Source organism: Ottowia beijingensis (assembly GCF_013423955.1).
GTDB lineage: Bacteria > Pseudomonadota > Gammaproteobacteria > Burkholderiales > Burkholderiaceae_C > Ottowia > Ottowia beijingensis.
Map to the genome: position 1 here is coordinate 2706495 of NZ_JACCKX010000001.1, position 13071 is coordinate 2719565.

At 68.3% G+C, this 13071-nt stretch carries 10 protein-coding genes; 9 read left to right on the plus strand and 1 reads right to left on the minus strand.

Going from position 1 to position 13071, the window contains the following annotated elements:
• Nucleotides 1-201 precede the first annotated feature (201 nt).
• Nucleotides 202-4083, plus strand: a complete 3882-nt coding sequence (locus H0I39_RS13605) for a DUF3683 domain-containing protein (protein WP_180550861.1) — start codon at nt 202-204, stop codon at nt 4081-4083.
• 143 nt (nt 4084-4226) lie between these two features.
• Here H0I39_RS13605 and H0I39_RS13610 read toward each other — a convergent pair whose 3' ends face one another.
• A complete protein-coding gene (locus H0I39_RS13610; RefSeq protein WP_257645794.1) occupies nt 4227-5474 on the minus strand; it encodes an AI-2E family transporter in 1248 nt (415 codons plus the stop codon).
• A gap of 152 nt (nt 5475-5626) precedes the next feature.
• On the opposite strand from H0I39_RS13610, the gene H0I39_RS13615 reads away from it, so the two are divergent.
• From H0I39_RS13615 to H0I39_RS13650, 8 genes are all read left to right on the plus strand, one after another.
• Nucleotides 5627-5995 (plus strand): gamma-butyrobetaine hydroxylase family protein, encoded by a 369-nt coding sequence (locus H0I39_RS13615; RefSeq protein ID WP_373368304.1) that lies wholly within the window; start codon nt 5627-5629, stop codon nt 5993-5995.
• A 105-nt stretch (nt 5996-6100) separates the two neighbouring features.
• Complete coding sequence (ubiE, locus tag H0I39_RS13620; RefSeq protein WP_180550863.1) at nt 6101-6835, plus strand: bifunctional demethylmenaquinone methyltransferase/2-methoxy-6-polyprenyl-1,4-benzoquinol methylase UbiE; 735 nt, start codon at nt 6101-6103, stop codon at nt 6833-6835.
• A 57-nt stretch (nt 6836-6892) separates the two neighbouring features.
• A complete protein-coding gene (locus H0I39_RS13625; protein WP_180550864.1) occupies nt 6893-7894 on the plus strand; it encodes a Tim44 domain-containing protein in 1002 nt (333 codons plus the stop codon).
• Nucleotides 7895-8068: 174 nt separating this feature from the next.
• Nucleotides 8069-8608: a ubiquinone biosynthesis accessory factor UbiJ gene (locus H0I39_RS13630; RefSeq protein ID WP_180550865.1), complete on the plus strand. Its 540-nt coding sequence runs from the start codon at nt 8069-8071 to the stop codon at nt 8606-8608.
• The gene (ubiB, locus tag H0I39_RS13635) at nt 8605-10173 is read left to right on the plus strand and encodes a ubiquinone biosynthesis regulatory protein kinase UbiB (protein WP_180550866.1); all 1569 of its coding nucleotides are present in this window, start codon (nt 8605-8607) and stop codon (nt 10171-10173) included. The genes H0I39_RS13630 and ubiB overlap by 4 nt, the downstream gene beginning before the upstream one ends.
• A 212-nt stretch (nt 10174-10385) precedes the next feature.
• Nucleotides 10386-11846 (plus strand): high affinity choline transporter 1, encoded by a 1461-nt coding sequence (locus tag H0I39_RS13640; protein ID WP_180550867.1) that lies wholly within the window; start codon nt 10386-10388, stop codon nt 11844-11846.
• A gap of 83 nt (nt 11847-11929) precedes the next feature.
• Complete coding sequence (locus H0I39_RS13645) at nt 11930-12259, plus strand: FmdB family zinc ribbon protein (RefSeq protein WP_180550868.1); 330 nt, start codon at nt 11930-11932, stop codon at nt 12257-12259.
• A 25-nt stretch (nt 12260-12284) separates the two neighbouring features.
• Nucleotides 12285-13052 carry a DUF502 domain-containing protein gene (locus H0I39_RS13650; RefSeq protein WP_180550869.1) on the plus strand — a complete coding sequence of 256 codons (768 nt, stop codon included), beginning with the start codon at nt 12285-12287 and terminating at the stop codon, nt 13050-13052.
• Nucleotides 13053-13071: the final 19 nt, after the last annotated feature.

Below are 13071 nucleotides of genomic sequence, written 5' to 3' on the forward strand. Positions count from 1 at the left end.
AGGGATTACCCGTTGGCCGGCGCGAGGCCGTGCAGGCGGCAGCAGGCCGGGCGGCGGCATGACCGGGTTGGGCGTGCGTGCTTTGCCGCGCCAGCAGCCAGAATGCTGCAGCGCAGTAAAATCGCGGGCCAGCCGGACAGCCTGTGCCATCGCCCATTCCGAGCTGGGCCGCAATCCCCCGGATTCGTCACGGATGCCCGCATGAACGCTCCCGCCACGCTCAATCAACTCATGGCCAGTGCCGACACGGCACCGCGCCTGCGCGAGATTCCCTACAACTACACCAGCTTCTCCGACCGCGAGATCGTGCTGCGGCTGATGGGCGAGCGCGCCTGGGACATCCTGAACCAGCTGCGCGGCGAGCGCCACACCGGCCGCTCGGCGCGCATGCTGTACGAGGTGCTGGGCGACATCTGGGTGGTGCGCCGCAACCCGTATCTGCAGGACGACCTGCTGGACAATCCGCGCCGCCAGCGCATGCTGGTGGAGGCGCTGAACCACCGCCTGGCCGAGGTCGAGAAGCGCCGCACCCCTGACGACGACGCCGGGCGTGACGCCATGGTGGCCGAGCTGCTGGTGGCCGCGCGCCGCGTGGTCGAGGCCTTCGACCGCTCGTTCGGCAAAGTGGCCGAGCTGCGCCGCCGCACCGCCAAGGCACTGGGCAGGCACACGCACAAGGACAACATCAAGTTCGACGGCCTGAGCCGCGTCAGCCACGTGACCGACGCCACCGACTGGCGCGTCGAGTTTCCGCTGGTGGTGCTGACGCCCGACACCGAGGAAGAGATGGCCGGCCTGGTCAAGGGCTGCATCGAGCTGGGCCTGACCATCATCCCGCGCGGCGGCGGCACCGGCTACACCGGCGGCGCCATTCCGCTGGACTGGAAGACGGCCGTCATCAACACCGAGAAGCTGATCACCCTGGGCCAGGTGGAGCGCATGCCCATCCCCGGCGTGGACGGCGAGGTGCCCACCATCCACACCGAGGCCGGCGTGGTGACCCAGCGCGTGGCCGACGCGGCCGAGGCCGCGGGCCTGGTGTTCGCCTGCGACCCGACCAGTGCCGAGGCCAGCTGCATCGGCGGCAACATCGCCATGAACGCCGGCGGCAAGAAGGCCGTGCTGTGGGGCACCGCGCTGGACAACCTGGTGAGCTGGCGCATGGTGACGCCGGATGCCGAGTGGCTGGAAGTCACCCGCATCGGCCACAACCTGGGCAAGATCCACGACGCCGAGCTGGCCAGCTTCGAGCTGAAGTACTTCGACGCCAGCGGCAAGAGGGAACTGCGCCGCGAACGCCTCGACATTCCCGGCGCCACCTTCCGCAAGGCCGGCCTGGGCAAGGACGTGACCGACAAGTTCCTGGCCGGCCTGCCGGGCGTGCAGAAGGAGGGCTGCGACGGCCTGATCACCAGCGCGCGCTGGGTGCTGCACCGCATGCCCGAGCACACGCGCACCGTGTGCCTGGAGTTCTTCGGCCACGCCAAGGACGCGGTGCCCAGCATCGTCGAGATCAAGGACTTCATGTTCGCTGAAGCAGCGCGCAGCGGCACGCTGCTGGCCGGGCTGGAGCACCTGGACGACCGCTACCTGCGCGCCGTGGGCTACAGCACCAAGAGCAAACGCGGCGGCCTGCCCAAGATGGTGCTGATCGGCGACATCGCCGGCGACGACCCCGACGCCGTGGCGCGCGCCACCAGCGAGGTGGTGCGCATCGCCAACAGCCGCAGCGGCGAGGGCTTCATCGCCGTCGACGCCGGCGCGCGCAAGAAGTTCTGGGCCGACCGCAAGCGCACGGCAGCCATCAGCCGCCACACCAACGCCTTCAAGATCAACGAGGACGTGGTGATTCCGCTGCCGCGCATGGCCGAATACACCGATGGCATCGAGCGCATCAACATCGAGCTGTCGCTGCGCAACAAGATCGAGACCGCCGACGAGCTGGAGGCCTTCCTGGCGCGCGGCAACCTGCCGCTGGCGCAGGCGCCGGACGGCTCGGTGCTGGGCTCGCCCGAGCTGCTGGGCGACAAGGTGCCGCTGGCGCTGGACGTGATCCGCGAAGTACGCACGTTGTGGCAGGGCTGGTTGCGCGACATCGACACGCTGTTCCCGCAGCTGCAGGACCACAGCCTGCGCGCCAGCTGGAAGACGCAGATCCGCGAGCCGCTGGCCGACATCTTCACCGGCAGCGGCTTCGAGCCGCTGATGAAGGCGCTGGGCGAGGTGCAGCAGCGCGTGCTGAAAGGCCGCGTGTGGATCGCCCTGCACATGCACGCCGGCGACGGCAACGTGCACACCAACATCCCCGTGCACAGCGACAACTACCAGATGCTGCAGACCGCGCACGAGGCGGTGGACCGCGTGATGGTGCTGGCGCGCAGCCTGGATGGCGTCATCAGCGGCGAGCACGGCATCGGCATCACCAAGCTCGAATACCTGACCGACGAGGAGATTGCCCCGTTCGCCGACTACAAGCAGCGCGTCGACCCCGAAGGGCGCTTCAACCGCGGAAAGCTGCTGCGAAACAAGGAGCTGCCCGCGCACCCTGGGCGCCGCCTGCGCTCGGATCTGAGCAACGCCTACACGCCCAGCTTCGGGCTGATGGGGCACGAGTCGATCATCATGCAGCAGAGCGACATCGGCGCCATTGCCGATTCGATCAAGGACTGCCTGCGCTGCGGCAAGTGCAAGCCCGACTGCAGCACACACGTGCCGCGCGCCAACCTGCTGTACAGCCCGCGCAACAAGATCCTGGCCACCTCGCTGCTGGTCGAGGCCTTCCTGTACGAGGAGCAGACGCGCCGCGGCGTGAGCCTGAAGCACTGGCAGGAGTTCGAGGACGTGGCCGACCACTGCACCGTGTGCCACAAGTGCCTGGCGCCGTGCCCGGTCAACATCGACTTCGGCGACGTGACCATGAACATGCGCAACCTGCTGCGCAAGATGGGCAAGCAGAGCTTCCGCCCCGGCAAGGCGGCCAGCATGTTCTTCCTCAACGCCACCGAGCCGGCGGTCATCAACGCCACCAAGCTGGGGCTGACCGCCGCCTTCACGGCGCAGCGCGCAGCGGTGGACCTGTTCAAGGTGGCCGGCCGCCACCAGACGAAGCACCCACCCGCCACCGTGGGCAAGCCGCCGCTGCGCGAAGAGGTGATCCACTTCGTCAACAAGAAGCTGCCGGGCGGCCTGCCGACCAAGACGGCGCGCGCGCTGCTCGACATCGAGGACCGCGCCTACGTGCCGGTGATCCGCAACCCCAAGGCCACCACGGTCGACAGCGAGGCGGTGTTCTACTTCCCCGGCTGCGGCTCCGAGCGCCTGTTCAGCCAGGTCGGCCTGGCCACGCAGGCCATGCTGTGGCATGCAGGCGTGCAGACCGTGCTGCCGCCGGGCTACGTGTGCTGCGGCTATCCGCAGCGTGGCAGCGGCCAGTTCGACACGGCCGAGAAGATGATCACCGACAACCGCGTGCTGTTCCACCGCGTGGCGACGACGCTCAACTACCTCGACATCAAGACGGTGGTGGTGAGCTGCGGCACCTGCTACGACCAGATTGCGGGCTACGATTTCGAGAGCATCTTCCCGGGCAGCCGGATCATCGACATCCACGAATACCTGCTCGAAAAAGGCATCACCCTGCCCGAGGCCGACCGCGGCGCCTACCTGTACCACGAGCCCTGCCACAACCCGATGAAGCTGCAGGATTCGACCAAGACCGTGAAGGCGCTGCTGGGCGACCAGGTGCTGAAGAGCAACCGCTGCTGCGGCGAAAGCGGCACGCTGGGCGTGACGCGGCCCGATGTGTCGACCCAGGTGCGCTTCCGCAAGGAAGAGGAAATCCGCAAGGGCGAGGCCGAACTGCGCGCCTCGGGCGCGGTGGGCGAGCAGCAGAACGTGAAGATCCTCACCAGCTGCCCCAGCTGCCTGCAGGGCCTGAGCCGCTATCAGGACGATCTGAGCAACGGCCTGCTGGAGGCCGACTACATCGTCATCGAGATGGCGCGCAGCATCCTGGGCGAGAACTGGATGCGCGAGTACGTGGACCGGGCCAACGCGGGCGGCATCGAGCGCGTGCTGGTGTAGACGGGCGCCGGGCGGGGCGACGTCGGCATCAAGGGGTGCATACCCCCTATATCCAGCTGACAGCGCCCGTCAATCGGGCGCAAACGGCGCATACTCCCCTTGTTTTCTTCTAATGGCGGCCGACGGCGCGTGCGCCGCCATGCTCAGGCTGGCCGTTCGTCCGCCGGGCGGTCCAGCGGCACGGTGTCGGGGCCGGTGTCGCGCGGCGGCGGCTCGGCGGCGGGCGCCACGGCCGGCGGCGCGAGCGGCCCCGGCATGGTCATCGGCGCCGCGTGCACCACGCGGCGGCCTGCGCCGTCATTCAACCCGTCCTCATCGTCCTCGTCCTCGTCGTCATCCGGCGGAATCTCGTCGCCGCTCTGGAACAGTGCCCAGCAGGCCATGAACATGGCGGCGATGGTGGGGCCGATGACGAAGCCGTTGATGCCGAACAGCGACATGCCGCCCAGCGTGGTGATGAGCACCACGTAGTCGGGCAGCTTGGTGTCCTTGCCCACCAGGATGGGGCGCAGCACGTTGTCCGACAGGCCGATCACCACCACGCCCCAGACGATCAGCGCCACGCCTTGCCACACCGCGCCGGTGGCCAGCAGGTAGATGGCCACGGGCGCCCACACCAGCGCCGCGCCCACGGCCGGCAGCAGCGACAGGAACGCCATCACCACGCCCCAGAACACCGCGCCGCCAATGCCCAGCGCCCACAGCGCCAGGCCGCCCAGCGCGCCCTGCACCACGGCCACCACCACGTTGCCCTTGACGGTGGCGCGCACCACGGTGGCGAACTTCTGCAGCAGGTAGCGCGTGTGGCCTGGCGCCAGCGGTGCCGAGGTGCGCAGCAGCCGCGCCAGCGGCATGCCGTCGCGCAGCAGAAAGAACAGCAGATACAGCATCACCGCGAACTGCACCAGGAACTGGAAGGTGTTCTGCCCGATGGCCAGCGCACGCGTGGCCACCAGCTGGCCGCCCTGCAGCAGGCCGCTGGAGATGCGGTCGATGACGCTTTCGAGGTTGAGAAAGCCCAGCCGCTCCAGCCAGGCCGTGGCCCAGCCCGGCAGCGCCGCCACGATCTGGTTGAAATAGGTGCGCAGGTTGATGTCGCCCGCGCGCATGCGCTGCACGATGGAGGTCATGTCGTCCACCAGCGAGCCGGCCACCATGATCATGGGCAGGATCACGATCACCAGCGCGATCAGCAGCGTGAGCAGCGCCGCCAGGTTGGCGCGCCCGCCCAGGCGCCGGCGCAGGCGCTGGAACAGCGGGTTGAACAGCATCGCCAGGGCGATGGCCCAGAACACGGCGCCGAAGAACGGCGTCAGCACCCACAGAAACGCCAGCGTGCTGCCCGCCAGCAGCAGAAGGAAGACGGCGCGTTGCAGGGCAGGGGTGTTCATGGCGGCAGCCACTATAACTGTGCGCTGCGCAGGGGCACGTAGGACGCCGCTGGCGGCGCGGGCACGGGGTGCGGGCACAATCGGGCGCTTGTCTTCCGCTTGATTGCCATGACCACGTCTGCACCGCTGCACCCCCGCCCCAGAACCTGACCGTGCACGCCAAGTCGCGCGTGCTGGAGCTGGCCTGGCCCGACGGCGCGCACTTCAGCATCCCGTTCGAGCTGCTGCGCATCTATTCGCCCTCGGCCGAGGTACAGGGCCACGGCCCGGGGCAGGAGGTGCTGCAGACCGGCAAGCGCGAGGTCGGCATCACCGCCATCGCGCCGGTGGGCAACTACGCCGTGCAACCCACCTTCTCGGACGGGCACGACAGCGGCATCTTCACCTGGGACTACCTGTACCACCTGGGCGCGCAGCAGCAGCAGCTGTGGCAGCAGTACGAAGAGCGCCTGGCCGCCGCCGGCGTGGACCGCGACGCGCTCATGGCGCCCAAGGCCGGCGGTGCCTGCGGGGCGCATTGACCGCTGCGCCGGTTACTCATGTTTTGATAGCTGTCAGCGCTTTCTGCATCAGCGCAAAAGCCGTTTTTCACTGATATTTCCGGGCACCTGAGGATTCACACCACCATGGCCACCACGCATTTCGGTTACCAGTCGGTCGACGAGCAGGACAAGGCGCGCCGCGTGCGTGGCGTGTTCGATTCGGTCGCCGGCAAGTACGACCTGATGAACGACCTCATGTCGGGCGGGCTGCACCGCGCCTGGAAGGCCTACACCGTGATGGTGGCGAACCTGCGCGAGGGCCAGCGCGTGCTCGACATCGCCGGCGGCACGGGCGATCTGGCGCTGGCCTTCAGCAAGAAGGTGGGCCGCACCGGCCAGGTGGTGCACACCGACATCAACGAAGCCATGCTGCGCACCGGGCGCGACCGCCTGCTGGATGCCGGCGTGATCCTGCCCACCACCGTGTGCGACGCCGAGAAGCTGCCGTTCCCGGACGGCCACTTCGACGCCGTCAGCGTCGCCTTCGGCCTGCGCAACATGACCCACAAGGACGCCGCCCTGCGCGAAATGGCCCGCGTGCTGAAGCCCGGCGGCAAGCTGCTGGTGCTGGAGTTCTCGCAGGTCGCCGGGCCGCTGCGCAAGGCCTACGACCTGTATTCCTTCAAGGTGCTGCCGCGCCTGGGCAGCCTGGTGGCCGGCGACGCCGAGAGCTACCGCTACCTGGCCGAATCCATCCGCATGCACCCCAATCAGCAGGAACTAAAAGCGCTGATGAAGTCCAACGGCTTCGGCCATGTCGATTTCCACAACATGACGGCGGGGGTTGTAGCGCTTCATGTTGGCCTCAAATGCAGTTAGGCCTTATAAATCGTCTGGTCCAGTCCAACCTTTATTGATCACAGGAGATTTCGTCGGATGAAACTGAGTCACATTGCTTCGCGTCTCTTCACGCTGCTGCTCGCAGTCGTGTTGGTCGGCGTGTTCACGTTCGATGCCGAGGCGCGGCGCTTGGGTGGCGGCAAATCCATGGGCCGCCAGTCCAGCAATGTGACGCAGCGCCAGGCCACGCCGCCCGCCGCGGCACCGGGCAACCCGTCGCAATCGGCCGCCACCGCGGGCGCGGCTGGCGCCGGCACCGCAGCCGCTGGCGCCGCCGCGCGCAAGCCCTGGGGCGCCATGGTCGGTGGCCTGGCCGCCGGCCTGGGCCTGGCTTGGCTGGCGCATTCGCTCGGCCTGGGCCCGGCGTTCGCCAACTTCCTGCTGTTCATGCTGCTGGGCGTGGTGATCCTGGCCGTCATCGGCATGATCCGCCGCTCGCGTGCGGGCGCCCAGGGCCAGGGGCTGGCTTATCAGGGCGCCGGTGCGGCCAACCCGGTCACGCCGCGCCAGTACAACCCCACCAAGGTCGGCAACGACGCCTCGGCCCGCCCCTGGGAAGGCCAGGCGGCGCAGTTCGACGCCGGCGCCGCCGGTGCAGCGGGCGGCTCGATGATCGGCTCGGCCCTGAGCGGCTCGCAAAGCTGGGGCGTGCCGGCCGACTTCGACATCGCCGGCTTCACCGAGGCCGCCAAGCGCAACTTCATCACCCTGCAGGACGCCTGGGACCGCTCCGACATCCCGGCCCTGCGCGCCATGATGACCGACGACATGCTGACCGAGATCCAGTCGCAGTTGGCCGAGCGCGAGCGCACCGCCACGCCGGGCCAGGTCAACAAGACCGACGTGGTGATGCTGGAGGCGCAGCTGCTGGGCATCGAGGAACTGGATGACGCCTACATGGCCAGCGTCGAGTTCAGCGGCATGATCCGCGAAGAGCCCTCCGCCGGCCCGAGCCCGTTCCGCGAGGTCTGGAACATGACCAAGCCGCGCAGCGGCCGTGGCGGCTGGCTGGTGGCCGGGGTGCAGGCGCTGCAATGACCGCCGGGCCTGCCGGCCCGGCATGACCTTGCCGCTGCGCGGCATCGATGACGGCGCTGCGCGCCATGATCACAAAGGCCCGCTGATCGCGGGCCTTTTCCTTTGTCATTGACGCCGCGTGGCGGCGACGTCAGCGCGCGAAGCGCGGTCATTTGTCATCAATAATCGGACACCATGGCAACACAGTCCCCCTTTTCCATGCTGGCCGACGCCCTCGGCAAGCTCACCGAGAACCTCAAGGCCCCCACCTGGCTGGTCGACGAGGCGCAGCAGCGCCTGGTGCTGTTCCTGAACCACGTGCTGATGCAGGAGCCCGAGGCGCAGGCGCGTCTGGCGCGCCAGAAAGGGCGCGTGGTGCGCCTGCAGTGGCGCGATTTCAGCATGCAGCTGGCGGCCACGCCGGCCGGGCTGTGGGAGCTGGCACCGGCGGCCACGCCCGACCTGCTGCTCACCGTCACCGACACCTCGCCGTTCGACCTGGCGAAGAACGCCCTCAAGGGCGACAAGCCCGGCGTGCGCATCGAGGGCGACGTGCAGTTCGCCGGCGAGGTGAACTGGCTGATCGAGCACGTGCGCTGGGACGCCGAGGAAGACCTGTCGCGTTTCATCGGTGACGCGCCGGCCCACACCATCGCCAACATCGGCCGCGGCATGGCGCAGGCCCTGCGCAACTTCGTCGGCAAGCTGCCCGGTCAGGACAAGGCCGGTTCATGAGGCGTTTTCTGCGCGCCACCACCATCGTGTGGGTGGCCCTGCGCTACGGGCTGGACGAGCTGGTGCTGACCAGCTTCCGCCATCCGTGGTTGCGGCTGATCGCGCGCATCGCTTCCATCGGGCGCGACCTGTCGGCCCCGCGCGGGCAGCGCCTGCGCGAGGCGCTGGAGCGCCTGGGCCCCATCTTCGTCAAGTTCGGCCAGGTGCTGTCGACCCGGCGCGATCTGCTGCCGGCCGACATCGCCGACGAACTGGCGCTGCTGCAGGACCGCGTGCCGCCCTTTCCCGGCGACGAGGCGGTGGTGATCATCGAGCGCGCCTTCGGCCAGCCGATCGACGCGCTGTTCACCAGCTTCGACCGCGCGCCGGTGGCCAGCGCCTCGATCGCGCAGGTGCACTTCGCCATCACCACCGACAAGCACGGCCGCGAGCGCGAAGTCGCCGTCAAGGTGCTGCGCCCCGGCATGCTGAAGGTGATCGACCAGGATCTGGCGCTGATCCGCATGATGGCCGGCTGGGTGGAACGCCTGGCGCCCGATGGCCGGCGCCTGAAGCCGCGCGAGGTGGCGGCCGAGTTCGACAAGTACCTGCACGACGAGCTGGACCTGGTGCGCGAGGCCGCCAGCGCCGCGCAGCTGCGGCGCAACATGGCCGACGTGGGGCTGGTGCTGATCCCCGAGATGTTCTGGGACATGATCCGCCCCGAGGTGCTGGTGATGGAGCGCATGAAGGGCGTGCCCGTCAACCAGATCGAGCGCCTGCGCGCCGCCGGCGTCGACATCCCCAAGCTGGCGCGCGACGGCGTCACCATCTTCTTCACCCAGGTGTTCCGCGACGGCTTCTTCCATGCCGACATGCACCCGGGCAACATCATGGTCAGCGTGGAGCCGGCCACCTTCGGGCGCTACATCTCGGTGGACTTCGGCATCGTCGGCACGCTGACGCAGGTCGACAAGGAATACCTGGCGCAGAACTTCGCCGCCTTCTTCCGCCGCGATTACAAGCGCGTGGCCGAGCTGCACGTCGAAAGCGGCTGGGTGCCGGCCGACACGCGCATCGACGAGCTGGAGGCCGGCATCCGCAGCGTGTGCGAGCCGTACTTCGACCGGCCGCTGAAGGACATCTCGCTCGGCATGGTGCTGCTGCGGCTGTTCCAGATCTCGCGCCGCTTCAACGTCGTCATCCAGCCGCAACTGGTGCTGCTGCAGAAGACGCTGCTGAACGTGGAAGGCCTGGGCCGCCAGCTCGACCCCGACCTGGACCTGTGGTCCACGGCCAAGCCGTTTTTAGAGAAGTGGATGCTCGAGCAGATCGGCCCGCGCCGCTTCTGGACCGAACTGAAGGACCAGGCGCCGTATTACGCCAAGATGCTGCCCGACCTGCCGCGCCTGCTGCACGGCTACCTGCAGCAGCGGCCGATGGACGATCTGCGGCAGGAGCTGCGCGAGCTGGTGCGCGAGCAGCAGCGCACCAACAGCCTGCTGCAGAAGATCGTCTACGGCGGCATCGGCTTCGCGCTGGGGCTGATCGTGATGCAGATCGTGGTGCGCGTGCGGCTGTTCTAGCCACCAGGGCCGCAATCAAAATCGTAGCTGCTTGCGCTCGTCCGCAAAGGTTTTCAGGTTGAAATGAACCTGAAACCCTTGATGGAAAAGCGCCAGAAGCTCTTTTTTGATTTATCCAACACTTGGCCGCCGCCTGTCTCCCAACGGCGCGCGCCGCGGGCGATCAGGGATAATCCGCCGTTTTTCGAGCCACACCAGCGGAGGGGAAGGCCGTGCTGATCAGCTTCATCGTCCTGTACCTGATGGCGTCGATCGCCATCGGCCTGTACGCCGCCACGCGGGTGAAGAACACGGCCGACTACGCCGTGGCGGGCCGCAGCCTGCCGCTGGCGGTGGTCATCGCCACCACCTTCGCCACCTGGTTCGGCTCCGAGACGGTGCTGGGCGTGCCCGGCCAGTTCGTCAAGGAGAACCTGGGCGGCATCGTCGAAGACCCGTTCGGCGCCGGCATGTGCCTGATCCTGGTGGGCTTCTTCTTCGCGCGCAAGCTGTACCGGCGCAACATCATCACCATCGGCGACTACTACCGCCAGCGCTACGGCACGCTGATCGAGGTGCTGTGTTCGATCATCATCATCTTCAGCTACCTCGGCTGGGTGGGCGCGCAGGTGACGGCGCTGGGGCTGGTGTTCAACCTGCTCAGCCAGGGCGCCATCTCGCTGGCCTGGGGCATGACCATCGGCACGCTGGTGGTGCTGGTCTACACACTGTACGGCGGCATGTGGTCGGTGGCGCTGACCGACTTCGTACAGATGATCGTCATCACCGTCGGCCTGCTGGCCATTGCCTGGTACGCCAGCAGCATGGCCGGCGGCGCCGACAAGGTGATCGACTACGCGGCGCGCGAGGGCAAGTTCCAGTTCCTGCCCACCGGCGGGCTGAAGGAGTGGCTGTTCTTCATCGGCGCCGCCATCACCATGATGCTGGGCTCGGTGCCGCAGCAGGACGTGTTCCAGCGCGTCATGTCATCCAAGGACGAGGACACCGCGGTGCGCGGGCCCATCATCGGCGGCTCGCTCTACATCCTGTTCGCCTTCGTGCCCATGTTCATCGTGCTGGCCGCGCTGATGGTGTTGCCCGAGACCCAGGGCATGCTGGCCGACGACCCGCAGCGCGTGCTGCCCACGCTGGTGCTGGAGCACATGCCGGTGCTGCTGCAGGTGGCCTTCTTCGGCGCGCTGCTGTCGGCCATCATGTCCACCGCCTCGGCCACCATGCTGGCGCCTTCGACCACCTTCGTCGAGAACATCCTGCGCAACCTGCGCCCCGGCATGAGCGACCAGCAGACGCTGAAGGCCATGCGCATCAGCGTGCTGGTGTTCACTGTGTGCGTGCTGGTCTACTCCATCACCATGGAGGGCTCGTCCATCTACGAACTGGTGGCCGGCGCCTACCAGGTGCCGCTGGTCGGCGCCTTCGTGCCGCTGGCGTTCGGGGTGTACTGGAAGCGCGCCACCACCCAGGGCGCGCTGCTGGCGGTGGTGATGGGCCTCGGCGTGTGGCTGCTGTGGGTGGCCAGCCCGATGCTGCACGAAGCCTTCCCGCAGCAGCTGGCCGGCGTGCTGGCGGCCATCACCGGCATGGTGGGCGGCTCGCTGGCGCCGCAGTTCGTGGCCGACCACAAGGGGCACACCCACCATTACGAAGGCAGCCCGGCCGGCAGCGCGGTCTGACGCGGGGGCAGGGGCGCGGCCGGGCGCCGTCGAATCGAGGGGCGGCACCTATAATTGAGGGTTTTTTCCCGGATGCTCCCGCCATGCCCATCTACGCGTACAAGTGCGCATCCTGCGGCTTTGCCAAGGATGTGCTGCAGAAGATCTCCGACGCCCCGCTGACGGTGTGCCCGTCCTGCGGCGAATCCGCGTTCAGCAAGCAGCTCACGGCCGCGGGCTTCCAGCTCAAGGGTTCGGGCTGGTACGTCACCGACTTCCGCGACGGCGGCAAGGGCGCCAGTGCCGGCGCCGGCACGGCCGCTGCGGCCGATGGTGCCGTCAAGTCCGATGCCCCGGCGCCCGCGCCGGCCCCCGCGGCCAGCCCGGCGCCGGGCTCGGGCGGCAGCTCCGGCAGCGGCAGCGCCGGCAGCTGATCGCCGCGTCGCACCACCCCATCCCATGATGTCCCGCCTGCGGCAATACTTCATCACCGGCCTGCTGGTGTGGTTGCCCGTGGGCGTCACGGTGTGGGTGCTGCTGTGGCTGGTCGGCATCCTGGACAGCATCTTCCTGGGGGTGCTGGCGGCGGTCGAGGCGGTGGTGCCCGGCCTCACGCCGCTGGCCGACCAGTTGCGCCGCATCCCCGGCCTGGGGGTGATCCTGGTGGCGGTGGTGGTGGTGAGCACGGGCCTGTTCGTGGCCAACATGTTCGGCCAGTGGTGGCTGCGCCAGTGGGAGCGGCTGATGCACCGCATTCCGGTGGTGCGCAGCATCTACTCCAGCGTCAAGCAGGTGTCGGACACGCTGTTCTCCGGCTCGGGGCAGGCGTTCTCGAAGGCGCTGCTCATCCAGTACCCGCGTCAGGGCGCCTGGACCATCGCCTTCCTGACCGGCAAGCCCGGCGGCGAGGTGGCGCGCCATCTCGACGGCGACTACATCAGCGTCTACGTGCCGACCACGCCCAACCCGACTTCGGGCTTCTTCCTCATGGTGCCGCGCGCCGACGTGGTGGAGCTCAAGATGTCGGTCGACGAGGCGCTCAAGTACATCATCTCCATGGGCGTCGTGGTGCCGCCGCTGCGCGAGCCGCGCCCCGGCGATCCCGTGCCCGCGCCCCAGGTGCCGGGTGTCACGGGGCCGCTGCATCCGCCCGCTGCAACGCCCCCGGCGGCGCCTGATGCCGCCACCACCTTGCCGGAGGCCGCGGCCGCCCGGCCCGAACCCTGAACATTCTTTTCGAAAGCCA